This window comes from Erwinia aeris, from assembly GCF_041224955.1.
Taxonomy (GTDB): Bacteria; Pseudomonadota; Gammaproteobacteria; order Enterobacterales; family Enterobacteriaceae; genus Erwinia; species Erwinia aeris.
In genome coordinates this window covers 63,790-88,742 of record NZ_JBGFFX010000009.1, presented here as the reverse complement: position 1 = coordinate 88,742, position 24,953 = coordinate 63,790, and the positions used below count along the sequence as shown (strand labels likewise).

General features: G+C 54.8%; 24 protein-coding genes and 1 other annotated feature. Of the genes, 16 read left to right on the top strand and 8 right to left on the bottom strand.

Going from position 1 to position 24,953, the window contains the following annotated elements; all coding sequences use genetic code 11:
• Positions 1–131: 131 nt before the first annotated feature.
• On the bottom strand, positions 132–722 hold the full coding sequence (locus AB6T85_RS15325) for a metal-dependent hydrolase (protein ID WP_369896040.1): 591 nt from the start codon (positions 720–722) through the stop codon (positions 132–134).
• Positions 723–1,092: 370 nt separating this feature from the next.
• Positions 1,093–1,764, bottom strand: coding sequence for a hexitol phosphatase HxpB (hxpB, locus tag AB6T85_RS15320; RefSeq protein ID WP_369896039.1), 672 nt, complete (start codon positions 1,762–1,764; stop codon positions 1,093–1,095).
• A 164-nt stretch (positions 1,765–1,928) separates the two neighbouring features.
• On the opposite strand from hxpB, the gene AB6T85_RS15315 reads away from it, so the two are divergent.
• The gene (locus AB6T85_RS15315) at positions 1,929–2,468 is read left to right on the top strand and encodes a YniB family protein (RefSeq protein WP_253454467.1); all 540 of its coding nucleotides are present in this window, start codon (positions 1,929–1,931) and stop codon (positions 2,466–2,468) included.
• Positions 2,469–2,473: 5 nt separating this feature from the next.
• Here AB6T85_RS15315 and AB6T85_RS15310 read toward each other — a convergent pair whose 3' ends face one another.
• Complete coding sequence (locus AB6T85_RS15310) at positions 2,474–3,367, bottom strand: fructosamine kinase family protein (RefSeq protein WP_253454466.1); 894 nt, start codon at positions 3,365–3,367, stop codon at positions 2,474–2,476.
• A gap of 110 nt (positions 3,368–3,477) precedes the next feature.
• Positions 3,478–3,771 (bottom strand): type V toxin-antitoxin system endoribonuclease antitoxin GhoS, encoded by a 294-nt coding sequence (gene ghoS / locus AB6T85_RS15305; protein ID WP_301251789.1) that lies wholly within the window; start codon positions 3,769–3,771, stop codon positions 3,478–3,480.
• A gap of 431 nt (positions 3,772–4,202) precedes the next feature.
• Between ghoS and AB6T85_RS15300 the strand changes: the two genes are divergently transcribed.
• The 14 genes from AB6T85_RS15300 to AB6T85_RS15235 all read left to right on the top strand — a co-directional run bounded on the left by AB6T85_RS15300 (position 4,203) and on the right by AB6T85_RS15235 (position 18,075).
• The gene (locus AB6T85_RS15300; RefSeq protein WP_253454464.1) at positions 4,203–4,958 is read left to right on the top strand and encodes a DUF481 domain-containing protein; all 756 of its coding nucleotides are present in this window, start codon (positions 4,203–4,205) and stop codon (positions 4,956–4,958) included.
• 445 nt (positions 4,959–5,403) lie between these two features.
• A complete protein-coding gene (gene thrS, locus AB6T85_RS15295) occupies positions 5,404–7,332 on the top strand; it encodes a threonine--tRNA ligase (RefSeq protein WP_369896038.1) in 1,929 nt (642 codons plus the stop codon).
• Positions 7,333–7,335: 3 nt separating this feature from the next.
• On the top strand, positions 7,336–7,887 hold the full coding sequence (gene infC / locus AB6T85_RS15290) for a translation initiation factor IF-3 (protein WP_125289758.1): 552 nt from the start codon (positions 7,336–7,338) through the stop codon (positions 7,885–7,887).
• A 92-nt stretch (positions 7,888–7,979) separates the two neighbouring features.
• Entirely contained in the window at positions 7,980–8,177 is a 198-nt protein-coding gene (gene rpmI, locus AB6T85_RS15285) for a 50S ribosomal protein L35 (RefSeq protein ID WP_010275699.1), read from the top strand.
• Positions 8,178–8,218: 41 nt separating this feature from the next.
• Positions 8,219–8,575, top strand: coding sequence for a 50S ribosomal protein L20 (rplT, locus tag AB6T85_RS15280; RefSeq protein WP_016169860.1), 357 nt, complete (start codon positions 8,219–8,221; stop codon positions 8,573–8,575).
• Positions 8,576–8,681: 106 nt separating this feature from the next.
• Positions 8,682–8,807: a sequence feature (Phe leader region), on the top strand.
• An 80-nt stretch (positions 8,808–8,887) separates the two neighbouring features.
• Positions 8,888–9,871: a phenylalanine--tRNA ligase subunit alpha gene (pheS, locus tag AB6T85_RS15275; protein WP_125289759.1), complete on the top strand. Its 984-nt coding sequence runs from the start codon at positions 8,888–8,890 to the stop codon at positions 9,869–9,871.
• 15 nt (positions 9,872–9,886) lie between these two features.
• Positions 9,887–12,274, top strand: coding sequence for a phenylalanine--tRNA ligase subunit beta (gene pheT / locus AB6T85_RS15270; protein ID WP_369896036.1), 2,388 nt, complete (start codon positions 9,887–9,889; stop codon positions 12,272–12,274).
• Positions 12,275–12,278: 4 nt separating this feature from the next.
• Positions 12,279–12,578, top strand: a complete 300-nt coding sequence (ihfA, locus tag AB6T85_RS15265; RefSeq protein ID WP_004157378.1) for an integration host factor subunit alpha — start codon at positions 12,279–12,281, stop codon at positions 12,576–12,578.
• Between the two features lie 90 nt (positions 12,579–12,668).
• On the top strand, positions 12,669–13,652 hold the full coding sequence (btuC, locus tag AB6T85_RS15260; RefSeq protein WP_369896034.1) for a vitamin B12 ABC transporter permease BtuC: 984 nt from the start codon (positions 12,669–12,671) through the stop codon (positions 13,650–13,652).
• A 41-nt stretch (positions 13,653–13,693) separates the two neighbouring features.
• Positions 13,694–14,239 (top strand): glutathione peroxidase, encoded by a 546-nt coding sequence (locus AB6T85_RS15255; protein WP_253454459.1) that lies wholly within the window; start codon positions 13,694–13,696, stop codon positions 14,237–14,239.
• Positions 14,240–14,974 carry a vitamin B12 ABC transporter ATP-binding protein BtuD gene (btuD, locus tag AB6T85_RS15250; protein WP_253454458.1) on the top strand — a complete coding sequence of 245 codons (735 nt, stop codon included), beginning with the start codon at positions 14,240–14,242 and terminating at the stop codon, positions 14,972–14,974. It begins immediately after the preceding gene.
• A 30-nt stretch (positions 14,975–15,004) separates the two neighbouring features.
• Positions 15,005–15,463 (top strand): NlpC/P60 family protein, encoded by a 459-nt coding sequence (locus AB6T85_RS15245; RefSeq protein WP_301729668.1) that lies wholly within the window; start codon positions 15,005–15,007, stop codon positions 15,461–15,463.
• A 330-nt stretch (positions 15,464–15,793) separates the two neighbouring features.
• Positions 15,794–16,534, top strand: a complete 741-nt coding sequence (locus AB6T85_RS15240; RefSeq protein ID WP_253454456.1) for an EAL domain-containing protein — start codon at positions 15,794–15,796, stop codon at positions 16,532–16,534.
• Between the two features lie 101 nt (positions 16,535–16,635).
• Positions 16,636–18,075 carry a protein adenylyltransferase SelO gene (locus AB6T85_RS15235; protein WP_369896031.1) on the top strand — a complete coding sequence of 480 codons (1,440 nt, stop codon included), beginning with the start codon at positions 16,636–16,638 and terminating at the stop codon, positions 18,073–18,075.
• A gap of 274 nt (positions 18,076–18,349) precedes the next feature.
• Here the strand turns inward: AB6T85_RS15235 and AB6T85_RS15230 are convergent, their stop codons facing one another.
• Entirely contained in the window at positions 18,350–19,396 is a 1,047-nt protein-coding gene (locus AB6T85_RS15230; protein WP_301251800.1) for a 3-deoxy-7-phosphoheptulonate synthase, read from the bottom strand.
• 164 nt (positions 19,397–19,560) lie between these two features.
• Positions 19,561–20,391, bottom strand: a complete 831-nt coding sequence (ppsR, locus tag AB6T85_RS15225; RefSeq protein ID WP_125289768.1) for a posphoenolpyruvate synthetase regulatory kinase/phosphorylase PpsR — start codon at positions 20,389–20,391, stop codon at positions 19,561–19,563.
• Positions 20,392–20,858: 467 nt separating this feature from the next.
• Here ppsR and ppsA point away from each other — a divergent pair, with 467 nt between their 5' ends.
• The gene (gene ppsA, locus AB6T85_RS15220) at positions 20,859–23,240 is read left to right on the top strand and encodes a phosphoenolpyruvate synthase (protein WP_301251801.1); all 2,382 of its coding nucleotides are present in this window, start codon (positions 20,859–20,861) and stop codon (positions 23,238–23,240) included.
• A 283-nt stretch (positions 23,241–23,523) separates the two neighbouring features.
• Here the strand turns inward: ppsA and AB6T85_RS15215 are convergent, their stop codons facing one another.
• Together AB6T85_RS15215 and ydiK are read right to left on the bottom strand one after the other, a co-directional pair.
• Complete coding sequence (locus AB6T85_RS15215) at positions 23,524–23,646, bottom strand: hypothetical protein (protein WP_369896030.1); 123 nt, start codon at positions 23,644–23,646, stop codon at positions 23,524–23,526.
• A 16-nt stretch (positions 23,647–23,662) separates the two neighbouring features.
• Positions 23,663–24,784: an AI-2E family transporter YdiK gene (gene ydiK, locus AB6T85_RS15210; protein WP_253454452.1), complete on the bottom strand. Its 1,122-nt coding sequence runs from the start codon at positions 24,782–24,784 to the stop codon at positions 23,663–23,665.
• Positions 24,785–24,953 lie beyond the last annotated feature (169 nt).

The window sequence follows — 24,953 nt, the reverse complement described above, 5'->3', positions numbered from 1 at the left end:
TCAGCGGCCTCGTCAGTGAGCTATTTTTATTGCGCATCGGATACGCGTTGGGGGCGATGGTAGCAGCTCGCGGAGAGACGCCCATATAATCAAAAGGAATATTTTATAATTTATTGAACGAAATCGGTGACTTATTGCGCTACCTGGTGATTTATAAAACGCGTAACGCTGTTTTGCACCTGATCGATCATTTGCAGGGGCCAGCTTGCCGCACCAAAAGAGGGCGACCCGGCCGGGAACCATAGCGCCAGCGCAACCAGCGTCAGGCAGAGCATTCGCTCCATCTGGTTGCCGTTGCGGCTGTGCAGCAGCGGCAGGCGAAAACGCCAGCGGCAGGGCCACAGCAGCGGCACGCCGGCAGGCGTAAGCATATCGGCGACAATATGGCTGAGGTAGCCCAGCACCATGCCCTGAAAGACATCGGCAGGCAGCACCCATTCCTGCGGCAGTTTTAGCTGAAGCAGCGCCACGCCACCGATTACGGCCAGCAGGCTGTGAGTAAAGCCCCGATGCCCAAAGGCGCGCGCAATGGGCTGCGACAGCCAGCGAAAACGCTGACCAAGGGTAGAGCGCGGGTGATCGATATCCGGCAGCAGGCAGGTAAGCAGCGTGGCGGGAATAACGTGCCACCAGTCGCCATCACCAAGAACGGGCGTCAGGTCGGCGCGCTTGGCAAAAATCGCGCTGGCGATAGCAAAAATAACGTGGCCTTCGGCCGTCATGGAAAACGCTCGGTAACTGAACTGTCAATGCATCCAGTATAGGGGATATATACAGTAGAATAAATATGTGACGCTGTAACGAAAGGTTAATATTTCCTTTACGTCTGTGCGTTGAGCATGGGTAAAAAAACGTAGCGGTTCCAGTTAGTATAAGCGGTTAAGCGCCGTAATGGCATCAATACTCTTGATTAAGGGGCTGGACGCGCAAAGGTCTTTCACCGGATTTCATTGCCGGGTAGAAAATAGCGAAAGGCTGTATCTGCCTGTTAACATTCAGCTGACGGGAAGCAGCAGGGTCAGCATTTCATTCTGCGTAAAGAAGCCGTACCGCCCGGCCAGTTTACGGCAGGGCGGAAAGCGGGCACTGATGTTACTTGCCAAGCAGATGCCTGCTGCCCAGCTCGGTGAGCGAGGCCATTTTGACGTCGGCCAGCGCCCAGCGCGCATCGTCGGCATAAACGGCCGCAGGCACCACGATTGAGCGCATCCTTGCGGCTTTGGCCGCAATCATACCGTTAACGGAGTCTTCCAGCGTAACGCAGTTAAGCGGATCGATGCCGAGACGGGCGGCCGCGTCCAGATAGACCTGCGGATGCGGTTTGCTGTACGGCAGAGATTCTGCCGAGGCCAGCACTTCGAAATAGTGACGCAGGCCGAACATCGCCAGCACCTTTTCCTGCATAAAAAGCGGCGAGGCGGAAGCCAGCCCAATTTTCAGCCCTTCCGCCTGGCACAGTTTCAGCGCCAGCTCCACGCCGGGCAGCAGCGGCCGCGTCTCCTCGATTAACGTCAGCGCGCGGGTAAGAATACGCTGCGTTACTTCCTCCTGCGATGGCCCGATCCAGGGCAGCGTTTCATACCACATGCGCACAACCTGATCGATGCGCAGGCCTACCGTATCCGGCATCTCGCTTCTGCGGGAAAGATCGACATCCAGCGTAGCGAAAACGTCCAGCTCCGCGCGTTCCCATAGCGGCTCGGAATCAATTAGTAATCCATCCATATCAAAAATTGCGGCTAGCACTGGACGTGAATAAGACATAATGCGGCTCCGTTAGCAGTTTTCTGACACCTTAACATGAAGTTAACAGCCAGAGCATTGCGCGCGTTAATTTGCCTTTCCGCTTACGGGCACACTTTTTTCAGGCACATTTTGCCGGGCGAGGGTAAACTTACAGCCCTCACAGCATAAGGACAGGAGAAAGCATGACTTATCAACAGGCTGGAAGAGTCGCGATACTAAAGCGGATCGCCGGCTGGATTATCTTTATTCCGGCGCTGATTTCCACGCTGGTTTCACTGATGCGTTTTTTGGAAGTGAGTCGTGAAAAGCGCGAAGGGATCAATGCGGTAATGCAGGATTTTTCTCACGTGATGATCGATATGATCCGCTTCAATACCGGCTTTTTAAACGCCTTTTGGCATAATTCACCGGTGCCGGATTTTAACCAGGGCGGCAACTGGCTGTTCTGGCTAATCTATATACTGATTTTCGTCGGGCTGGCGCTACAGGCCTCCGGCGCCAGAATGTGGCGACAGTCCCGGCATCTGCGTGAAGGCATTGAGGATCAGATGATCCTGGAAAAAGCGAAAGGTGAAGAAGGGCGCAGCCGCCAGCAGCTGGAAGAAAAAATCGTGGTGCCGCGCCACACCATTTTTCTGCAGTTTTTTCCGCTGTACGTGTTGCCCATCCTGATAGCCGTTGCGGGCTATTTTGTGCTTAAGCTGGCAGGCTTTATCAGCTGACGGCCCTACGCCGGACGGGCAAATTGTTTGCCCGCCTCCGCCTGGTCCAGCAGGGCGCCGACCGCCCGCTGGGCTTCCTTCAGCCATTCGCCGCCAAAGACGTTTGCCCGATTAAGCAGATAGTAGAGCTGATAAACCGGCTGGCGCTGCTGGTAATCGCGAGGCAGCGGCCATACCGACTCATAGCCTTCCATAATCTCCTGCGGCAGCGCCGGAAACCAGGGAAGCATCGCCAGATCGCACTCTCTGTCCCCCCAGTAACAGGCCGGATCGAACACGCAGGGCCCTTCAGCCGCCGTCGCGCAGTTTGCCGGCCAGAGATCGCCGTGCAGCAGCGAAGGCTGAGGGTGATGCGAGTCGAGCAGCTCCCTGGCGCAGCGCACAATCAGATCGATATCGCCATACTGCACGCCTTTTTCCGCCGCGAGCTGAAGCTGCCAGCCGATACGCTGCTCGGCAAAAAAGACCGACCAGCGCTTGAGCCAGCTGTTAGGCTGCGGCGACGTTTTGATATTGTTATCGAAATCCAGGCCGAACTGCGGCTGATCGCTCCACTGGTGAAGGCGCGCCAGCTGTTGGCCAAGCTGATGGGCGCTTTGCGCATGGAGCGGCGAAAGGGGAAGATACTCCAGCAGTAAAAAGCTGACGTCCCGATCGTAACCTACGCCGTAGACATCCGGCACGCGGATGGTGCCGGTGCGCTTCAAAAGCTGCAGCTGATCGGCTTCCCAGGTAAAAAGATCGAGCATTTCACGGCCGTTACATTTAACAAAAACGTCGCGATCGCCGTAGCGGAGGCGCCACGCCGGATGCACATCGCCTCCTGGCAACGCTGTACGCTGGCTGATTTCAGCATCACCTGACTGCTCACTCAACAGACGACCAATGGCTGACCACATAGCGGTTTCCTCTTTTTCGCTGTGACTTGCTGCGGGACATGCTGATACTAACGCTTAAATAATAGACAAAACCAGTGTTTACGTAATGAACAACACATTTTTACAAAACGTCAGTTTTCGCTTTTCTGCTGAAATGCTTGCCAGCGCTCCACCTCCACCTCCGGCTTTTCGCCCAGCACGATTTCACCCAGGTTGATTGCCTGTTCGCGTATCTGCTCTGCGCTCAGCGCGCTGACGATACCGAAACTGTTTGTGCCCAGCTCGTGCGGGTGGCCTTCCTTGTCGTGCAGCGAGGTGGTAAATCCGCCGTTGGTCAGGGCACTGTTCAGCTCAAGGACATCGCTAAGCCCTTCATCTTTAAAACGGAAAGTGACGACATATTGCTCAATATCAGACGAAACCATGATGAACTCCTTTGTTTACCTTCTTCTTTTTTTAGCATAGTTCATCATCGCCTTTTATCAGCCAGCTATCGGGCTTAATGCCTGTGGAAGCCGTTATAGCAAGGGGGCAAAGCTTCAGGCGGTCGAAAAATCCCGACAGAATTTTATATTCAGAAGTAAATCAGTGAAGTTACATTATTACGTAACAGGCAATGCTTTGACATATTTATGTCTGCCGAAAGCCAGATTGCCGAAGAACATACGAGGAAAAGCAGGCTGCGCCGGGTCGCGCTGATAAGAATAGTCCCATTTAGAGTAGGGTGAGTCTGATTCATAAGCATCCGGAAGCATTTAACAAAATGTTACTATTCTTTCAATAAAAGAGATTGAACGCCCGGTAAAACTCTTCAGACTCACCTCTTTTCAATTCTCAGTGGTATGGATCTTATTTAATGAAAGCGCTTAACAAGTTGTCGGCAGTTCTTTTACTTTCCGGCGGAGTTTTTTGTCACCAGGCACTGGCGGACAATAATGTCTTTACCGTCATGGACGATCCCTCTACGGCCAAAAAGAACTTTGAAGGCAATGCGGCGGCGGGTTACCTGGCTCAGACCGGCAACACCACCAGCTCCTCGCTGACGGCCAGCACCAACATGACCTGGTATCAGAACCAGATGGCCTACAGCCTGTGGGGCAACGCCAGCAACACTTCTTCCAACGATGAGCGTTCTTCTGAAACCTATCAGGTTGGCGGCCGTTCACGTTATAACCTGAACCCTTCCGATTACCTGTTTGGTCAGGCCAGCTGGTTAAGCGATCGTTTCAACGGCTACGACGGCCGCTCTATTCTGGCTGCCGGTTACGGTCGCCAGATCCTGAACGGTCCGGTGCACTCGCTGCGTCTGGAAGCCGGTCCTGGCGTACGCTATGACGATTACCACGATGGCGGTCATGAGACGCAGGCGCTGGCTTACGGCGCGGCCAGCTATCAGTGGCAGCTGACCGACACCACTAAATTTGTCCAGGGCGTTTCCGTGCTGGGTAGCGATGACACCACGGTGAACTCCGAAACCGGTTTACAGGTGGCGATTAACGCCCACTTCTCGCTGAAGATGGCCTATAACGTGACCTGGAACCAGAATCCACCGTCATCCGCACCGGATAAAACCGATACCAAAACCACTATTCAGCTTTCTTACGCCATGTAAAAAGCCTGCCGGGCCACGTTTCTGTGGCCCGCCTGGTTGTTCCGTCCAGCGCTTCATGCTTGCTTTTCACCATTTTTAAAGCCGCCCCGGCACGATACTCTCGCCACAAGCTTATGGCGCTCCTCAGCGGCGCTGTAGCTATAGGGGAAAACCACCTTACAGCTTGCGGTCAGATATCCCGTTTAACGTAAAGCCATCGGCAGCGGATTTTGCGGCGCGGATTCCTGATTCTGCATCCCGCCGTGCATTTCGGCGCTATGACGTGTAAGATATTACTCCTTCAAAGGTTTTTGCCGACGGCAGGCTTTTGACTCTGTGTATCAGGCGCTGTTCCAAATTGACAACTGTGAGTTGATTTTAAGAGACACCAGCCTGATATATATACTAAACCTGAATTTTGTATGTAGCCTTGCGTATGGGTTACCACTGCAGCTAAGGATGTATCATGCCCGTAATTACACTTCCTGATGGAAGTCAGCGTACCTTCGATCACGCCGTTAGCGTGATCGAGATTGCCCAGGACATTGGTCCGGGTCTGGCGAAAGCCTGTATCGCAGGCCGCGTAAACGGCGAGCTGGTGGATGCGGTCGATCCGATCGCGGAAGACGCGAACGTCGCCATCATTACCGCTAAAGATGAAGCCGGACTGGAAATTATTCGCCACTCCTGCGCGCACCTGTTGGGACACGCGATCAAGCAGCTGTGGCCAGATACCAAAATGGCAATCGGTCCGGTTATCGACAACGGTTTTTACTACGATGTCGATATGGATCATACCCTGACCCAGGAAGATATCGAGCTGCTGGAAAAGCGTATGCACCAGCTGGCCGAAACGAATTATGACGTCGTCAAGAAAAAGGTAAGCTGGCAGGAGGCGCGTGACGCTTTTGCTGCCCGTGGCGAAACCTATAAAATGACTATTCTTGACGAAAATATCAGTCACGACGACCGTCCGGGCCTCTATCATCACGAAGAGTACGTGGATATGTGCCGTGGCCCGCACGTGCCTAACATGCGCTTCTGCCATCACTTTAAGCTGCAGAAAATTTCCGGCGCTTACTGGCGCGGCGACAGCAACAACAAAATGCTGCAGCGTATCTACGGTACCGCCTGGGCGGATAAAAAGCAGCTGTCTGCCTATCTGCAACGCCTGGAAGAAGCGGCCAAGCGTGACCACCGTAAAATCGGTAAACAGCTTGACCTGTATCATATGCAGGAAGAAGCGCCGGGCATGGTGTTCTGGCACAATGACGGCTGGACAATTTTCCGCGAGCTGGAAGTTTTTGTCCGCAGCAAACTAACTGAGTATGACTATCAGGAAGTGAAAGGTCCGCTGATGATGGACCGCGTGCTGTGGGAGAAAACCGGCCACTGGGAAAACTATAAAGAAGCGATGTTCACGACCTCTTCGGAGAACCGTGAATACTGCATCAAGCCAATGAATTGCCCTGGTCACGTGCAAATTTTCAATCAGGGTCTAAAATCTTACCGCGACCTGCCGCTACGTATGGCGGAATTTGGTAGCTGCCATCGCAACGAGCCGTCTGGCGCGCTGCATGGCCTGATGCGCGTACGCGGCTTCACTCAGGACGACGCCCATATCTTCTGTACGGAAGAGCAGGTGCGCGCTGAAGTGAATAGCTGCATCCGTATGGTGTACGACATGTACAGCACCTTCGGTTTTGAAAAAATCGTGGTGAAACTGTCAACCCGTCCGGTTAAGCGCATCGGTAGTGACGAACAGTGGGATCGTGCAGAGGCCGATCTGGCTGCCGCGCTGAAAGAGAACGCTATTCCGTTCGAGTATCAGCCGGGCGAGGGCGCATTTTACGGCCCTAAAATTGAGTTCACCCTGCATGACTGTCTGGATCGCGCATGGCAGTGTGGCACCGTTCAGCTGGACTTCTCGCTGCCGGGCCGCCTGAGCGCCTCCTACGTGGGTGAAAATAATGAACGTCAGGTGCCGGTGATGATCCACCGCGCTATCCTGGGTTCTGTGGAGCGCTTTATCGGTATTTTGACCGAAGAGTACGCCGGTTTCTTCCCGACCTGGCTGGCTCCTGTACAAGTAGTGGTGATGAATATCACCGATGGCCAGTCCGAATATGTTGCAGAATTGACCCAAAAACTTCAGAATGCGGGCATTCGTGTAAAAGCGGACTTGAGAAACGAGAAGATTGGCTTTAAAATCCGCGAGCACACGTTACGTCGTGTCCCCTATATGTTGGTCTGTGGTGATAAAGAGGTGGAAGCAGGCAAGGTTGCCGTTCGCACCCGCCGTGGTAAAGACCTGGGCAGCATGGACGTAAACGAAGCGATCGCGAAGCTGCAGGATGAAATCCGCAGTCGCAATCTTCATCAACTGGAGGAATAAGGTATTAAAGGCGGAAAACGAGTTCAACCGGCGCGTCCTAATCGCATTAACAAAGAAATCCGCGCCACCGAGGTTCGTCTGACTGGCGTCGATGGCGAGCAGATTGGTATTGTCAGTCTGAATGAGGCTTTAGAAAAAGCAGAGGAAGCAGGCGTTGATTTAGTAGAAATCAGCCCTAACGCCGAGCCGCCCGTTTGCCGTATCATGGATTACGGCAAATTCCTTTACGAGAAAAGCAAATCTTCTAAAGAACAGAAGAAAAAGCAAAAGATTATCCAGGTTAAGGAAATTAAATTCCGTCCTGGCACCGATGATGGCGACTATCAGGTAAAACTACGCAACCTGATTCGCTTTCTGGAAGAGGGTGATAAAGCTAAAATCACGCTGCGTTTCCGCGGTCGTGAGATGGCGCACCAGCAGATCGGTATGGAAATGCTTAACCGCGTCCGTAAAGATCTGTGTGAAGACATGGATCTGGCGATTGTCGAATCCTTCCCTTCGAAGATCGAAGGTCGTCAGATGATCATGGTGCTCGCTCCTAAGAAGAAACAGTAGGCCATAAAGTAGCAGCGGTTCGGCGGTTCGCCGCCGATCGCTGTTCGCCTGCCTGTTTTATTTTATTAACAATGCGAAGTGGATGTTTTTAAATGCCAAAGATTAAAACTGTACGTGGCGCGGCTAAGCGCTTCAAGAAGACCGCCTCTGGCGGCTTCAAGCGTAAGCACGCAAACCTGCGTCATATTCTGACCAAAAAATCTACTAAGCGTAAGCGTCACCTGCGTCCGAAAGGCCTGGTGTCTAAAGGCGATCTGGGTCTGGTTATTGCCTGCCTGCCGTACGCATAAGTCTATTTTTTTTAATTCAGAATATTAAACAGGAGAGCTAAATGGCTCGTGTAAAACGTGGTGTAGTTGCTCGCGCACGTCACAAAAAAATCTTAAAACAAGCTAAAGGCTACTACGGTGCACGTTCACGTGTTTACCGCGTTGCTTTCCAGGCTGTTATCAAAGCTGGTCAGTATGCTTACCGTGACCGTCGTCAGCGTAAGCGTCAGTTCCGTCAGCTGTGGATCGCGCGTATCAACGCAGCGGCACGCACTAACGGTATTTCTTACAGCCGTTTCATCAATGGCCTGAAAAAGGCTTCGATTGAAATCGACCGTAAGATCCTGGCTGACATCGCCGTATTCGACAAAGTGGCATTTACTGCCCTGGTCGAAAAAGCGAAATCAGCTCTGGCGTAAGTCAGGTGAAAGAGGGAGCTTGCTCCCTCTTTTATTTTGTAACCGCAGCAAAAGATTGACATTTTTGTCCATGCGTTTTTCAATAGAGCCTCTTTTGACGACCAGGCAACGCATTATGACCGCGAATTTCCGTTTCTTTTTTTACTTTAGCACCTGAACATCGGGGGCTTGTGCGCAAAGAAAAGAAACGAAAAATCGCGCTGAAAGCCTCCCTCGTGGAGGCTTTTTTGTTTCTGGCGCGGCAGATCCAGGGCGCCTTGTCGTCCCCATAAAAAAACAGACCGGCCACGGCGGCTGGAAGAAGAGGAAAGCATGTCACATCTCGCAGAACTGGTGGCGAACGCGCAAGCGGCCATTAAGAATGCACACGATGTTGCCGCGTTAGATACGGTACGCGTTGAATATCTGGGCAAAAAAGGGCAGCTGACGCTGCAGATGACCACGCTGCGCGACCTGCCTGCCGAAGATCGTCCGGCAGCGGGCGCGGTGATCAACGAGGCCAAACAGCAGGTGCAGGAAGCGCTGACCGCGCGTAAAAACGAGCTGGAGTCGGCAGAGCTGAACGCTCGCCTGGCGCAGGAGACCATTGATGTTTCGCTGCCGGGACGCCGCATCGAAAACGGCGGTCTGCATCCTGTGACCCGCACGATCGATCGTATCGAGACATTCTTTGGCGAGCTGGGTTTTGCCGTGGAAACCGGCCCGGAGATCGAAGATGATTACCATAACTTTGACGCGCTGAATATTCCGGGACACCACCCGGCGCGCGCCGATCACGATACCTTCTGGTTCGACGCCACGCGCCTGCTGCGTACCCAGACTTCCGGCGTGCAGATCCGCACCATGAAAAACCAGCAGCCGCCGATCCGCGTTATCGCGCCGGGTCGCGTCTACCGTAACGATTACGATCAGACCCATACGCCGATGTTCCACCAGATGGAAGGCCTGATCGTGGATAAAAACATCAGCTTTACCAACCTGAAAGGCACGCTGCACGATTTCCTGCGCAACTTCTTTGAAGAAGATCTCCAGATCCGCTTCCGTCCTTCCTACTTCCCGTTTACCGAGCCTTCTGCGGAAGTGGACGTAATGGGCAAAAACGGCAAGTGGCTGGAAGTGCTGGGCTGCGGCATGGTGCATCCGAACGTATTGCGCAACGTTGGCATCGATCCGGAAGTCTATTCCGGCTTCGCCTTCGGGATGGGTATGGAGCGTCTGACCATGTTGCGCTATGGCGTGACCGATCTGCGTGCCTTCTTCGAAAATGATTTACGTTTCCTCAAACAGTTTAAATAAGAGCGGGTAAAACCTATGAAATTCAGCGAACTCTGGTTACGTGAGTGGGTTAACCCAGCCATCGACAGCGCAGCGCTCAGCGAACAGATCACCATGGCCGGTCTGGAAGTGGACGGCGTGGAAGCGGTAGCCGGTGCTTTTCACGGCGTGGTGGTGGGCGAAGTAGTAGAGTGCGGACAGCACCCGAACGCCGATAAACTGCGCGTCACCAAAATTAACGTGGGCGGCGACCGCCTGCTGGATATCGTCTGCGGCGCGCCAAACTGCCGTCAGGGCCTGAAGGTGGCTGTGGCAACGGTGGGCGCGGTGCTGCCGGGCGATTTTAAAATCAAAGCGGCCAAACTGCGCGGCGAGCCGTCGGAAGGGATGCTTTGCTCTTATTCCGAACTGGGAATTTCCGACGATCACAACGGCATTATCGAACTGCCGCTGGACGCGACCGTCGGCACCGATATTCGTGACTACCTCAAGCTTGACGACAACACCATTGAAATCAGCGTGACGCCAAACCGTGCGGACTGCCTGGGCATTATCGGCATTGCGCGCGACGTTGCCGTGCTGAACAAGCTGCCGTTAAACGAGCCAGCTATTGAGCCGGTTGCCGCTACGATTGCAGAAACCTTCCCGATCCGCGTGGATGCGGTTGACGCCTGTCCGCGCTATCTGGGACGCGTGATCAAGGGCATCAACGTCAAGGCCGCCACGCCGCTATGGATGAAAGAAAAGCTGCGTCGCTGCGGCATTCGCTCTATCGATCCGGTGGTGGATATCACCAACTATGTGCTGCTTGAGCTGGGCCAGCCGATGCACGCTTTCGATCTTGACCGCGTAGACGGCGGGATTGTGGTGCGCATGGCGGAAGAGGGCGAAGCGCTGACGCTGCTGGACGGCGCGGAAGTGAAGCTAAGCGCGGATACGTTAGTTATTGCCGATCACCACAAAGCGCTGGCGATGGGCGGTATCTTTGGCGGCGAACACTCCGGCGTGAACGAAGAAACCACTAACGTTCTGTTCGAGTGCGCCTTCTTCAGCCCGCTTTCTGTCACCGGCCGTGCGCGTCGTCATGGACTGCACACCGATGCTTCCCATCGCTACGAGCGCGGCGTCGATCCGCAGCTGCAATATAAAGCGCTGGAGCGCGCAACGCGTCTGCTGCTCGATATTTGCGGCGGCGAGGCCGGGCCGGTTATCGATCAAACCAACGAGGCGACGCTGCCTGCGCGCGCGACTATCACGCTGCGCCGTGAAAAGCTGGATCGCCTGATTGGTCACGTGATTGCCGACAACGAGGTCAGCGATATTCTGCGTCGTTTAGGCTGTGACGTCACGGAAGGCGAAGGCGTCTGGCAGGCCGTGGCGCCGGGCTGGCGTTTCGATATGCAGATTGAGGAAGATCTGGTCGAAGAAGTGGCGCGCGTTTACGGCTACAACAATATTCCTGACGTGCCGGTGCAGGCGGGTCTGGTAATGACCTCGCACCGTGAAGCGAACCTGTCGCTGAAGCGGGTAAAAGCGATGCTGGTGGATAAAGGCTATCAGGAAGCGATTACCTACAGCTTTGTCGATCCTAAATTGCAGGCGTTGCTGCATCCGGGCGAGGAAAACCTGGTACTGCCAAGCCCGATTTCAGTTGAGATGTCGGCAATGCGGCTCTCGCTGTGGACGGGCCTGCTCTCTGCCGTGGTCTACAACCAGAATCGCCAGCAGAGCCGCGTACGCCTGTTTGAAAGCGGCCTGCGCTTTGTGCCTGATACACAGGCAAACCTGGGGATCCGGCAGGACGTTATGCTGGCGGGCGTTATCAGCGGCGCGCGTTATGAAGAACACTGGGATCTGGCGCGTCAGGCAGTTGACTTCTATGATTTAAAAGGTGATTTGGAGTCCGTCCTCGATTTGACCGGTAAACTGGCCGACATCCAGTTCCGGGCCGAAGCGCATCCGGCCCTGCACCCGGGACAGAGCGCCGGCATTTATTTGCAGGAACAGCGCATCGGTTATCTGGGCGTGGTTCATCCGGAACTTGAGCGGAAACTGGATCTTAACGGCCGTACCGTGGTCTTCGAACTGGAGTGGGATAAGGTGTCAGACCGCGTCCTGCCTGAGGCGAGCGAGATTTCACGTTTCCCGGCAAACCGTCGTGATATCGCCGTTCTGGTGGCGGAAAACGTGCCCGCAGCAGATATTATCGCCGAATGTAAGAAAGTTGGCGTAAATCAGGTAGTTGGCGTAAACTTGTTTGATGTGTACCGCGGTAAGGGTGTTAATGAAGGTTTTAAGAGCCTTGCTATCAGCCTGATTTTGCAAGATACCGGCCGGACACTCGAAGAAGAGGAGATCGCTGCAACCGTCGCCAAATGTGTTGCGGCGTTAAAAGAGCGATTCCAGGCAACCTTGAGGGATTGAACCTATGGCGCTTACAAAAGCTGAGATGTCTGAATACCTGTTTGAAAAGCTGGGGCTTAGCAAACGGGATGCCAAAGAGCTGGTAGAGCTGTTTTTTGAAGAGGTACGTCGCGCTTTAGAAAACGGCGAGCAGGTAAAACTGTCAGGATTTGGTAACTTCGACCTTCGCGACAAAAATCAACGTCCGGGACGTAATCCTAAAACGGGCGAGGATATTCCGATTACGGCGCGTCGCGTGGTGACTTTCCGGCCGGGGCAGAAGCTCAAAAGCCGGGTTGAGAACGCTACGCCGAAAGAAGACTGACCAGTGCTCTGCAAAAGGCCGCTTACGCGGCCTTTTTTATCGCTGAATTTCCGCTAACCCTGCCCGTTTTCATTAGCCAGGCCTGGATTTATGACTCTGCTTTCTCAACGGATCGCGCTGGCCCGTCGGCATCAGCGACGCTGGCTCTGCATCCTGAGCATTTTCTGCGTGTTGGTTTTTCTGCTTAGCCTCTGCGCCGGCGACCGCTGGCTTTTTCCGCAAAGCTGGTTCAGCGGTGAAAACCGACTGTTTGTCTGGCAGCTGCGGCTGCCGCGTTCGCTGGCAGTGCTGCTGGTCGGCGCGGCGCTGGCCGTGACCGGCGCGGTGATGCAGGCGCTGTTTGAAAATCCGCTGGCGGAGCCGGGCCTGCTTGGCGTCGCCAACGGCTCAGGCCTTGGGCTGGTGCTGGGGATTTTTAGCGGCGTAACCGGGCTGTGGCCGCTAAGCTTTTTCGCCATTGCAGGCGCGCTGTTGATTACCTTTATCCTGCTGCGTTTTTCCCGCCGCTCGCTTTCCACCAGCCGCCTGTTGCTGGCGGGCGTAGCCTTAGGCATTATCTGTAGCGCGGGCATGACGTGGCTGGTCTATTTCAGCGCCAGCCTGGATCTGCGCCAGCTAATGTACTGGATGATGGGCGGCTTTAGCGGCGTGGACTGGCGCTACGGCAGGCTGATGCTGGCGCTGCTGCCGGTGCTGCTGTGGCTATGCCGCCAGTGGCGCGTGCTGAATTTGCTGGCGCTGGGCGAGGTTTCCGCCCGCCAGCTCGGCCTGCCGCTGCTGCTGTGGCGCAATTTGCTGGTGCTGGCGACAGGCTGGCTGATTGGCGTCAGCGTGGCGCTGGCCGGGGCGATCGGCTTTGTCGGCCTGGTCATTCCGCATATTTTGCGGCTGAACAACCTGAGCGATCATCGTATGCTGTTGCCGGCCTGCGCGCTGGCGGGCGGCGGCATACTGCTGGCGGCCGATATCCTGGCCCGTATCGCCATCGCTTCGGCGGAGCTGCCGATTGGCGTGGTGACGGCCACGCTGGGCGCGCCGGTTTTTATCTGGCTGTTGTTACGTAACCGGGCCTGACCTGCGGCCCGCTTTTTTCTCTACTGAAACAGGAAAAACCAATGAGTATTTACGATACAGAACTGGTGACGCTGGATGGCGAACCGACGACGCTGGCGCAGTGGCAGGGCAACGTACTGCTGATCGTTAATGTCGCCTCTAAGTGCGGCCTGACGCCGCAGTATGAGCAGTTGGAAAATATTCACAAAGCCTGGCAGGATCGGGGTTTTGCCGTGCTTGGCTTCCCCTGCAACGCGTTTCTGGAGCAGGAGCCGGGCAGCAACGAAGAGATTAAAACGTTTTGCAGCACCACCTATGGCGTAACCTTCCCGATGTTCAGTAAAATCGAGGTCAACGGCCCGCATCGGCATCCGCTCTATCGCCAGCTGATTGCGGCAAGACCGGAAGCGGTAGCGCCGGAAAATAGCGGTTTCCTGGCGCGTATGAGCAGTAAAGGACGCGCGCCAAAAGAGCCGGGCGACATTTTATGGAACTTCGAAAAGTTCCTGGTTGGTCGCGACGGCACGGTGGTACAGCGCTTCTCGCCGGATATGACGCCGGAAGATCCTATTGTGATGGAAAGTATCAAAGCGGCGCTGGCAAAATAGATGCTGTTGCAGTGTGAGGACGTTGCGGTCGCGCAGCGCCTCGCGCCCTTTACCGCCAGCGTTGATAAGGGCGAGCTGATCCATCTGCTTGGCCCTAACGGGGCAGGTAAAAGCGCCTTACTGGCGGCGCTGGCGGGATTGTTGCCGGCGGAAGGGCGTATCGTTTTCAACGGCACGCCGCTGTCGGCCTGGAACGGCTATGCGCTGGCCCGCCATCGCGCTTATCTGGCCCAGCAGCAGCGACCACCCGGCAGTATGCCGGTCTGGCATTACCTTAAGCAGCATCAGCTGGTGGACGAGGGCGATCGGATACTGATAACCCTTTGCGAAACTTTTCAGTTGGCGGATAAACTGGCTCGCTCGCTTAACCGCCTCTCCGGCGGGGAATGGCAGCGGGTGCGTCTGGTGGCGGTGCTCTGTCAGACCGCGCAGCCGGAAGGGCAGCTGCTGCTGCTGGATGAGCCGTTAACCGGTTTGGATCTGGCACAGCAGGCCGCGTTCGATCGCTGTGTGGCCGCCAGGGTCGCAGAAGGCCTGACGATTATCATGAGCGGACACGACATCAATCATTCATTGCATCACGCCCGGCGCATCTGGCTGCTGCAAGAGGGGGTTTTAGTGAGGCAGGGCGCTACGGAAGAGGTGTTACGGCCGGAAACGCTGTCGGCGGTGTATCACGTGCCTTTCAGAAAAATAGATGTAGAAGGACAATCGCTGTTGACCACGCTGTTTTAAACCAGCGGCAAAGAATAAAGGGAATCTGTTATGCGCTACCTGGTCTTATTACTGGCTATCCTGCTGGCGGGCTGTAGCAGCCATGCGCCGCCGCCGAACGGCCATCTTTCCGATTCCATTATGGTTATCGCCCGGCTGAACGAACAGCTCAGCGAGTGGCGCGGCACGCCCTATCGCTACGGCGGCATGGGACGCAGAGGCGTTGACTGCTCCGGGTTCGTTTATCTGACCTTTCGCGATCGCTTTGATTTGCAGCTGCCGCGTACGACGCTTGCGCAAACGAAAACGGGAACGCGCATCGGTAAAAAGGATCTGTTGCCTGGCGATTTACTGTTTTTTAAAACCGGCGCGGGAGAAAACGGTTTGCACGTCGGCATTTATGATACTGACGACCAGTTTATCCATGCTTCTACCAGCCAGGGCGTAATCCGATCGTCGCTGAATAACGTGTACTGGAAAAAAGTTTTCTGGCAGGCGAGGCGTATTTAATTAATATAGCCTGCTAACGAATTTCAGAAAAGGCTTATCTATCCGCCGGTTAACTTTTGTGGCTATAATAAACCCGGCGGGTCGGTTTAGCAGCTTATTGCATCAGGCTTTAACCAGCCCGTTAAAAGTGATTTCCCGTGTCGGATTTTGTAAAGATAGTTTAAAGAAATGCGCCACGGGGATATCTCAGCACGAAACTATGCTTTAATAGTAAAGCATTTTTTCTTGCTGAATATGTGATAGCTTAACCCGCTATGGGTTTTTATCCTGGTCGGTGTACAACAGGCGTATTAATGCGCCGTACGGCGGCTGCATCATGGCTGAATAAAAATGAATATCCATCTGGAAGCGGATTATAAAAGTCACACAGCTTTTAACCCGATCTACCGTTTCGGCGGGCAGCTTATCGCCGTCGAATTGCTCACGCATTTTTCCCACAGTACCGCTAACGTCGCCATCCCTCAGGAACTTTTACTACCACAGCTCAATACAGATCAGCGTATTCTTTTATTACAGAATCAGATCAACTGCATTGAACGACACGCCGATTTTTTTAGTCAGGAAAGAGTGAAGGTCACGCTGAAAATAGACGAACTGCTGGCACAAACCATCCTTGATAGCGAGTTTCTGAGCCGCAAGCTGGACGCGCTGGCGTGGCTGGAGCTGGAAATTAGCGAAAGTTTCACCGACTTAAAGTTGGGGAAAGATCACCCCGGCCTGATGGCGCTCAGTGAAAGGTTTGATTTAAGCCTGGCGAATTACGGCGCAGGAAAAGCGCCGTCAAAAGCAGTATACGACAATCTCTTTTCCCGTATTAAGCTCGATAAAGGCTTTATTCAGCATAATATTAACCGGATCTCTTTTCAGCCGTTTATCAGTACGCTGCTGGAGCATATTAAGCCCCATTGCCAGCAGGTTATTGTCCAGGGCGTGGACGATATTACCGGCCTGGAAAAAGTCAGCCGCTATCAGTTCGACGGTATTCAAAGCGCGCTGTTTTCTCCGGTAACGGGAGAGTCGCTTTCCTCGCTGATTGTGCCGCCGAAAGAGCTGACAGGCGAAGCGATGTAATATCCCTTTACTCTCTCTGTGTTTACCGCAGCGTATGAGGTTTACACTTAAAGCCGGTACCGAAAGCGCATCAGGGCGTCGGTAAACAGTAAGGGGAGCGTATGCATTTTAACAATAGCTGGCATGACGAGCTGGCGGGATTTTATACCGCCCTCAATCCTACGCCGCTGAAAAACCCACGTCTGCTTTATCATAGCGCGCCGCTTGCGCGGGAGCTGGGGCTGGACGAAAGCTGGTTCACCGCCGATAAAACCGCTATCTGGAGCGGCGCGCAGCAGCTACCGGGCATGCAGCCGCTGGCGCAGGTGTACAGCGGACATCAGTTTGGCGTCTGGGCGGGACAGCTGGGCGACGGGCGCGGCATCCTGCTGGGCGAACAGCAGCTGGACGACGGCCGTAAAATGGACTGGCACCTGAAAGGCGCGGGCCTGACGCCCTATTCACGTATGGGCGACGGACGCGCCGTGCTGCGCTCTTCACTGCGCGAATTTCTTGCCTCGGAAGCGATGCATCACCTTGGTATCCCCACATCCCGCGCGCTGACGGTCGTTACCAGCGACGAGCCTGTGCAGCGGGAAACCACCGAGCGCGGCGCCATGCTGTTGCGCGTTGCGGAAAGCCACGCCCGTTTCGGCCACTTCGAGCATTTCTTTTACGCGCAGCAGCCGGAAAAAGTCCGCCAGCTGGCTGACTATTTAATCCGTCATCACTGGCCGCATTTGCAGGAGGAGCAGGATCGCTATCTGCTCTGGTTCCGTGATGTGGTCAGGCGCACGGCCAGGCTAATCGCCCAGTGGCAGAGCGTCGGTTTTGCGCATGGCGTAATGAATACCGATAACATGTCGGTATTAGGGATAACGCTGGATTACGGCCCGTACGGTTTCCTGGACGACTACAAACCGGATTTTATCTGCAATCATTCTGACTATCAGGGGCGCTACAGCTTCGATAATCAACCGGTGGTGGGGCTGTGGAACCTGAACAGGCTGGCGCACGCGCTTTCCGGGCTGCTGGATACCGCCCAGCTGAAGCAGGCGCTGGCGGAATACGAGCCGGAGCTGATGCAGTGTTGGGGCGACAGGATGCGCGCGAAGCTGGGGCTGCTGACGCAGGATAAAGACGATAACAACATTCTGACCGGGCTGTTGTCGCTGATGACTAAAGAGGGCAGCGACTATACGCTGACTTTCCGCATGCTGTGCGATACCGAGCAGCAGCAGTCGCGTTCGCCGCTGCGGGATGAGTTTATCGATCGTGAAGCCTTTGACAGCTGGTACAACATTTACCGTCAGCGGTTACTGCAGGAAGAGAGCGACGACGCTACGCGTCAGCAAAAGATGAAGCAGGTCAATCCGGCCGTGGTGTTAAGGAACTATCTGGCACAGCAGGCGATTGAACAGGCCGAGCAGGATGACGTCAGCGTGCTGGCCAGGCTACACCAGGCGCTGATCAGGCCTTTTGATGACGCGCCGGAGTTTGCCGATTTGATGCGGCGTCCGCCAGACTGGGGTAAAAAGCTGGAGGTCAGCTGTTCGAGCTAAAGCGGGCGCGATGCAGGCTTGAACGAGGGTGATTAAACGGACGTGATGCAGGCTTGAACGAGGGTGATTAAACGGACGTGATGCAGGCTTGAACAAGGGTGATTAAACGGACGTGATGCAGGCTTGAACGAGGGTGATTAAACGGGCGTGATGCAGGCTTTAACGAGGGTAATTAAACGGACGTGATGCAGGCTTCAACAAAGATGATAAAGCGGCAGGCAGGGTACGCCAGCGCGTCCATGCGCACGGTGTCCTGCCTGCTTTCAGGCCTGTCTTAGCGCCTCGCTTTAATCGCCTCGGCCAGCTGCGCTAACACCTCTTCGCTGTCACCCCAGCCCAGGCAGGGGTCGGTAATCGACTGGCCGTATACCAGCGGCGTACCGGCCTGCACTTTCTGGGTGCCTTCCTTCAGGAAACTTTCAATCATTACGCCGGCAATCGACGACGAACCGTCACGGATCTGCTGCGCTACGGACGCGGCGACCTCTTTTTGCAGGCGGTGCTGTTTCAGACAGTTGCCGTGGCTGAAATCAATAACCAGCCGTTCCGGCAGCCTGTGTTCGCGCAGGCTGGCGGCAGCGGCGGCGACGTCTTCCGCATGATAGTTTGGCCGCTTGCCGCCGCGCATAATGATGTGGCCGGACGGGTTGCCGCTGGTCTGATAAATGGTCATCTGTCCATGCTTGTCCGGCGACAGGAACATGTGGCTGGCGCGGGCAGCGCGTATCGCATCGACCGCAATCTGAATATTACCGTCCGTGCCGTTTTTAAAGCCAACGGGACAGGAAAGCGCGGAAGCCATTTCGCGGTGGATTTGGCTTTCTGTGGTACGGGCGCCGATGGCTCCCCAGCTGATGAGATCTGCCAGGAACTGACCTACCACCATATCCAGGAATTCGGTGGCCGTAGGCATGCCCAACCGGTTGATCTCCAGCAACAGCTCGCGCGCTACGGCCAGGCCGTGATTCACCCGGAAACTGCCGTCAAGATCGGGATCGGAAATCAGGCCTTTCCAGCCCACCACGGTGCGCGGTTTCTCAAAATAGGCGCGCATCACGATTTCCAGCTCGGCGGCATGGTGCTGGCGCAGCGCGTTAAGCTTCGCCGCATAGGCCAGCGCGGCATCGGGATCGTGGAGCGAGCAGGGGCCTATCACCACCAGCAGGCGGCGATCTTCGCCGGACAAAATCCGGGCAATACGCTGGCGGGAAGCGGTCACGTTCGCGGCGATATCAGGCGTGATCGGGAAACGCTGCGCCAGTTCGTCAGGCGTAATCAGGCTCTCGATGCGCGCGGTCCGCAGTTCATCTGTCTTGTTCATAGTTGTCCAAAAATTTTTTTCTTCGCAGCGGCGGAAATACCGGGAAGTGATGGCGATCACAATAAACCCGACACGGCGTGGATTTCAACCCGAAACGCCGGACAGAACGGCGCAACGGGATAAATATCACTTTTTCTGGCGCGGAATCAAAAAACGGCTGCGCCTCAGTACATTCGACGCGTCAGGCCCATGATATCTAAAATTTTCGTGGCGATTTCCTCAACGGAGTAATTGGTACTGTTGAGGTAACGGATCTGATGGGTACGAAACAGGGCTTCCACCTCGCCGACTTCCAGCCGACATTGCCGCATGGACGCGTAGCGGGTATTTTCCGCCCGCTCCTGGCGGATCGCGGCCAGCCGCTCGGGATCGATAGTTAAGCCAAACAGCTTGTTCTGGAAAGGCCGCAGCGCGGGCGGCAGCTTCAGGTTATCCATATCGTCGGCGATAAAAGGATAATTGGCGGCGCGAATGCCAAACTGCATGGCCAGATAGAGGCTGGTCGGCGTCTTGCCGCAGCGCGAAACGCCCAGCAGGATCACCTGCGCCTCCTCCAGCCCGCGCAGCGAGATACCGTCGTCATGTGCCAGGGTGTAGTCGATGGCGGCGATGCGCGCATCGTACTTGCCCAGGTTGTTGGCCGTCAGACCGTGCGTGCGGTTGGCGACCGGTGCGGGCGCTATGCCCAGCTCCTGCTGAAGCGGCGCCACCAGCGACTGGACGATGTCCTGACAAAAGCCTTCGCTTTGCAGAATAATTTCCCGGATTTCCGGCGTAACCACAGAAATAAACACCAGCGGGCGCAGGCCGCTTTTCTGCCAGATAGCGTTAATCTGCGCTTTGACCGCCTGCGCCCGCTGCACGTTTTCCACAAAGGGCAGCGTCACGCTGTTAATGTTGACAGGAAACTGCGAAAGCACCGCGTGGCCGAGCACTTCAGCGGTAATGGCCGTTCCGTCAGAAATATAAAATACGCTGCGTTCGTTGCTGTCCATTTTTCGATCCCTAAGAAACTGAGTGGCAGAGTAAATTAAACTACAGTCTTATAGCAATTAGCGCCAGCTGACGAAATTAAATTAAAATTTCACTTCTCATTGTAATGAACTTTTTGTTTTTATAAAAAGAAAGACGGGGCTGAAAAAGGGGATTAATGAAATAACGTTCCTGTTTGTCATGCGTAAAAAGCGCTATTTTCCGGAAAAGCATGCTAAAAGGGAATCAAAATAGCTCGCCACATCTCTTCCTTTTCTAAATAGCCATTTTAATTAAAATAATCTTATATATCATAAGCTTAAATATATTTTTATCGCCCGAAATAAGATTGCTGTTCGCGGAATAGTCTTAAAGTTTTCCTTTTAGTCAGCTTGAACGATTCAACAGTTTCTTTCCATACACGGAATGTGCCAGGCTCAAAAACGCACGATGCTATTTCCATTAATTCATTCATAAAAGGATTGCTTCAATGTCCAATCAAGGCGCACTGCCGTTTGTGCTCTGGTATAACCAGCTTGGCATGAACGATGTTGATCGGGTGGGCGGCAAAAATGCCTCTCTGGGTGAAATGATCACTAATTTGTCATCGCTTGGCGTTTCCGTTCCCAACGGTTTTGCCACTACGGCCGATGCATTCAATCAGTTCCTCGATCAGAGCGGCGTCAGTGAGCGCATCCATACGCTGTTGGACAAAACCGATATTGATGACGTGGACGAACTGGCAAAAGCGGGTAAACAGATCCGCGAGTGGATTGTAGAGACGCCTTTTCAGCCAGAGCTGGAGCAGGCTATCCGTGAAGCCTACCAGCAGCTTTCCGCTGACGACGCCGAGGCTTCGTTCGCCGTGCGCTCGTCCGCTACGGCCGAAGATATGCCGGATGCCTCTTTCGCCGGCCAGCAAGAAACTTTCCTGAACGTACAGGGCTTCGACGCCGTGCTGGTGGCGGTGAAGCATGTTTACGCCTCGCTGTTTAACGACAGGGCGATCTCTTATCGCGTGCATCAGGGCTACGATCATCGCGGCGTCGCCCTGTCGGCTGGCGTACAGCGGATGGTGCGCTCCGATGCCGGCGCCGCTGGCGTAATGTTTACCATTGATACCGAATCGGGCTTCGATCAGGTGGTGTTTATTACTTCCGCTTATGGTCTGGGCGAGATGGTGGTTCAGGGCGCGGTTAACCCGGACGAATTTTATGTGCATAAGCCGACGCTGGCGGCGGGTCGTCCCGCTATCGTGCGTCGCAACATGGGCTCGAAAAAAATCCGTATGGTCTACGCCGATTCGCAGGCGCACGGCGAGCAGGTCAAAATCGAAGACGTGCCGGAAGCGGAGCGTGACCGTTTCAGCCTCAGCAGCGAAGAAGTGGAAGCGCTGGCGGCACAGGCGGTGCAGATTGAAAAACATTATCAGCGGCCAATGGATATTGAATGGGCGAAGGATGGCCATACCGGCAAGCTGTTTATCGTGCAGGCGCGTCCGGAAACCGTGCGCTCCAACGGCCAGGTGATGGAGCGTTATACGCTACAGGGGAAAGGTGCCGTAGTGGTGGAGGGACGCGCTATCGGCCACCGTATCGGTGCGGGCGAGGTCAAAGTGATCCACGATATCAGCGAGATGAACCGCATCGAAAAAGGCGACGTGCTGGTCACTGATATGACCGATCCCGACTGGGAGCCGATTATGAAGAAGGCGTCGGCCATCGTCACCAACCGTGGCGGGCGTACCTGTCATGCCGCCATTATCGCCCGCGAGCTGGGTATTCCTGCCGTGGTCGGCTGCGGCAACGCTACCGAGCTTCTGAAGGATGGCCATAAGGTCACCGTCTCCTGCGCAGAAGGCGACACCGGCTATGTTTACGACGATCTGCTCGACTTTGAGGTAAAAAGCTCACAGGTTGATGAAATGCCCGCGCTGCCGCTGAAAATCATGATGAACGTGGGCAACCCCGATCGCGCCTTCGACTTCGCCTGTCTGCCTAATGAGGGCGTGGGGCTGGCGAGACTCGAATTTATTATTAACCGCATGATCGGCGTGCACCCTAAAGCGCTGCTTGAGTTCGACCGTCAGACGCCGGAATTGCAGCAGCAGATCCGCAGCATGATGAAAGGCTTTGACGATCCGGTAGAGTTCTATATTGCCCGCCTGACGGAAGGCATCGCCACGCTGGGCGCCGCTTTCTCGCCAAAAAGGGTGATTGTGCGCCTGTCGGATTTTAAAACCAATGAGTACGCTAACCTGGTCGGCGGCGAGCACTATGAGCCGGAAGAGGAAAACCCGATGCTGGGCTTCCGTGGCGCTGGCCGCTACGTGGCCGACAGCTTCCGCGACTGCTTTGCGCTTGAGTGCGAGGCCGTCAAGCGCGTGCGCAACGAAATGGGGCTGACCAACGTCGAAGTGATGGTGCCGTTCGTGCGTACCGTCGCGCAGGCGAAAGCGGTGGTGGAAGAGCTGGGGCGTCAGGGCCTGAAGCGTGGCGAGAACGGATTAAAAATCATTATGATGTGCGAAATCCCTTCTAACGCGCTGCTGGCGGACGAGTTCCTGCAATACTTCGACGGGTTTTCCATCGGCTCAAATGATATGACGCAGCTGACGCTGGGGCTGGACAGGGATTCCGGCGTGGTATCAGAACTGTTCGATGAGCGTAACGATGCGGTGAAGGCGCTGCTGTCGATGGCGATCCGTTCGGCGAAAAAAGCCGGAAAATACGTGGGCATTTGCGGCCAGGGGCCATCCGATCACGAAGATTTTGCCGCATGGCTGATGGCAGAGGGCATCGACAGCCTGTCGCTCAATCCGGACACGGTAGTTCAGACCTGGTTAAGCCTGGCAGAACTGCCTAAAGCGTAGCGATTCATTACCAGATGCAGTGAAAGGCCGACTTGTTCGGCCTTTTTGCTTTGCTATGGATAAAAAAAAGCCCATCACATGGGATGGGCAAAGACTACACACAGCAATTCTTTAGGGTGTTTGGGGAAAAAGGTTGTTTATAAATCAGCGCGTTGCTGCTAAACATAACCGATATACTATTCCCCCCGCTGAAGTGAGTCTTTAAGAATCCTCTTATTAGTTTAAAGACGATAATATTTAATCACTGAAATTGCAGGCGTAAGGGGCGATATGTGTACTTATATTAATCAATTGCCGGTAAGTGAGACGGGAAGGGCGAAAAACCGGCGGATAATGGTAAAAGTTGCTTAACAAATGCGCCTTTTAAAGTAATAGGTGGTTTTAAAGCATTAAGGCGGTCAGGCATGCTAACCGCCTTAAAGTTATTGCTTAACTGAATTTTCCTGTTCTATTTCAGCAAGTTCTTCAACGACCTCTTCAGGATCGTCTCTGGGCGCGGGTTCTTCATGCATCCAGACCGATACCAGTCGATAAGAGACTGCCAGCACTACCGGACCAATAAAGAGGCCGATCATGCCGAACGCCACCAGCCCGCCGATCACGCCGGAAAGGATCAAAATCATCGGCAAATCGGCACCCATTCTGATAAGCACTGGCCGCAGCACGTTATCCAGCGTGCCCACCACGCAGCTCCAGATCAGCAGGACGGTGCCCCAGGTGGTATCGCCGCTCCAGTAGAGCCAGATGATAGCGGGGATCAACACGACCAGCGGCCCCAGCTGCACCAGGCAGGAGAGGATCATCACTACCGTCAGTACCGTAGCGTAAGGAATGCCGGAAATGGCCAGGCCGATACCGCCTAATACGCCCTGCACCAGCGCGGTAACCACCACGCCAAGCGCCACGGCGCGGATGGCCTGACCGGCAAGCAGCACCGCCGCGTCGCCGCGACGATGGGCCAGCCGATAGGCAAAGTGGCGAATGCCGTTACCCACCTGCTCACCGCGCCAGTAAAGCAGCACGCTGAACAGCAGCATCAGTCCCAGATGCAGCATAAAGCGACCAAAGTGTCCGGCCTGCGCGAATAAAAAGATGCTGGTGCGCCCGATATAGGGCTGAACGCTGGCCACCATCGCCGTGCCGCCGCCCGCCACCAGATGACGCCAGGCGGAATAGAGCTTTTTGCCCACCAGCGGAATGTCGTGTAGCCACAGCATCTGCGGCAGCATCACATGCCCCGAGGTCGCCCAGGCGATTACCGGCCCGCTGTTCTCAATCAGGCTGTTAACCAGCAGCGCGACGGGGATAACAAACAGCAGCACCAGCAGCAGCGTCATGGCGATCACCGCCAGTGAACGGCGCCCCCACAGCCAGCCCTGGATTTTTAGCATCAAAGGCCAGGTGGCGATCACCACCATGCTCGCCCAGGCGAATCCCAGCACAAAGGGTTGAACCACCCACAGACAGGCGACGATCAGCAGCGTAATAAACAGGATGGAGAAGATGATTTGCAGCATATCCCATCCGTTTTGCGTGTTCTTCATGTATGACCATTAACCTCAAGTAATAAAGTCGTCAGAAAGGCCGGAAAGCAGGAGCGGACATTCCGCTCCTGATGTATTAAACGCATTTTCCACACAAACGGCACGTTATTCTTTTCGCTGGGGTTTTGAAAGGGCGACAGGTCATAAAAAAATGTGATAAAACCATAAG

Excerpts from the sequence above, each read along its gene's own strand:
- AB6T85_RS15325 (WP_369896040.1), bottom strand. The coding sequence starts at position 722 with ATGACGGCCGAAGGCCACGTTATTTTTGCTATCGCCAGCGCGATTTTT.
- hxpB (WP_369896039.1), bottom strand. The coding sequence starts at position 1,764 with ATGTCTTATTCACGTCCAGTGCTAGCCGCAATTTTTGATATGGATGGA.
- AB6T85_RS15315 (WP_253454467.1), top strand. The coding sequence starts at position 1,929 with ATGACTTATCAACAGGCTGGAAGAGTCGCGATACTAAAGCGGATCGCC.
- AB6T85_RS15310 (WP_253454466.1), bottom strand. The coding sequence starts at position 3,367 with ATGTGGTCAGCCATTGGTCGTCTGTTGAGTGAGCAGTCAGGTGATGCT.
- ghoS (WP_301251789.1), bottom strand. The coding sequence starts at position 3,771 with ATGGTTTCGTCTGATATTGAGCAATATGTCGTCACTTTCCGTTTTAAA.
- AB6T85_RS15300 (WP_253454464.1), top strand. The coding sequence starts at position 4,203 with ATGAAAGCGCTTAACAAGTTGTCGGCAGTTCTTTTACTTTCCGGCGGA.
- thrS (WP_369896038.1), top strand. The coding sequence starts at position 5,404 with ATGCCCGTAATTACACTTCCTGATGGAAGTCAGCGTACCTTCGATCAC.
- rpmI (WP_010275699.1), top strand. The coding sequence starts at position 7,980 with ATGCCAAAGATTAAAACTGTACGTGGCGCGGCTAAGCGCTTCAAGAAG.
- rplT (WP_016169860.1), top strand. The coding sequence starts at position 8,219 with ATGGCTCGTGTAAAACGTGGTGTAGTTGCTCGCGCACGTCACAAAAAA.
- pheS (WP_125289759.1), top strand. The coding sequence starts at position 8,888 with ATGTCACATCTCGCAGAACTGGTGGCGAACGCGCAAGCGGCCATTAAG.
- pheT (WP_369896036.1), top strand. The coding sequence starts at position 9,887 with ATGAAATTCAGCGAACTCTGGTTACGTGAGTGGGTTAACCCAGCCATC.
- ihfA (WP_004157378.1), top strand. The coding sequence starts at position 12,279 with ATGGCGCTTACAAAAGCTGAGATGTCTGAATACCTGTTTGAAAAGCTG.
- btuC (WP_369896034.1), top strand. The coding sequence starts at position 12,669 with ATGACTCTGCTTTCTCAACGGATCGCGCTGGCCCGTCGGCATCAGCGA.
- AB6T85_RS15255 (WP_253454459.1), top strand. The coding sequence starts at position 13,694 with ATGAGTATTTACGATACAGAACTGGTGACGCTGGATGGCGAACCGACG.
- btuD (WP_253454458.1), top strand. The coding sequence starts at position 14,240 with ATGCTGTTGCAGTGTGAGGACGTTGCGGTCGCGCAGCGCCTCGCGCCC.
- AB6T85_RS15245 (WP_301729668.1), top strand. The coding sequence starts at position 15,005 with ATGCGCTACCTGGTCTTATTACTGGCTATCCTGCTGGCGGGCTGTAGC.
- AB6T85_RS15240 (WP_253454456.1), top strand. The coding sequence starts at position 15,794 with ATGAATATCCATCTGGAAGCGGATTATAAAAGTCACACAGCTTTTAAC.
- AB6T85_RS15235 (WP_369896031.1), top strand. The coding sequence starts at position 16,636 with ATGCATTTTAACAATAGCTGGCATGACGAGCTGGCGGGATTTTATACC.
- AB6T85_RS15230 (WP_301251800.1), bottom strand. The coding sequence starts at position 19,396 with ATGAACAAGACAGATGAACTGCGGACCGCGCGCATCGAGAGCCTGATT.
- ppsR (WP_125289768.1), bottom strand. The coding sequence starts at position 20,391 with ATGGACAGCAACGAACGCAGCGTATTTTATATTTCTGACGGAACGGCC.
- ppsA (WP_301251801.1), top strand. The coding sequence starts at position 20,859 with ATGTCCAATCAAGGCGCACTGCCGTTTGTGCTCTGGTATAACCAGCTT.
- AB6T85_RS15215 (WP_369896030.1), bottom strand. The coding sequence starts at position 23,646 with ATGCCTGACCGCCTTAATGCTTTAAAACCACCTATTACTTTAAAAGGC.
- ydiK (WP_253454452.1), bottom strand. The coding sequence starts at position 24,784 with ATGAAGAACACGCAAAACGGATGGGATATGCTGCAAATCATCTTCTCC.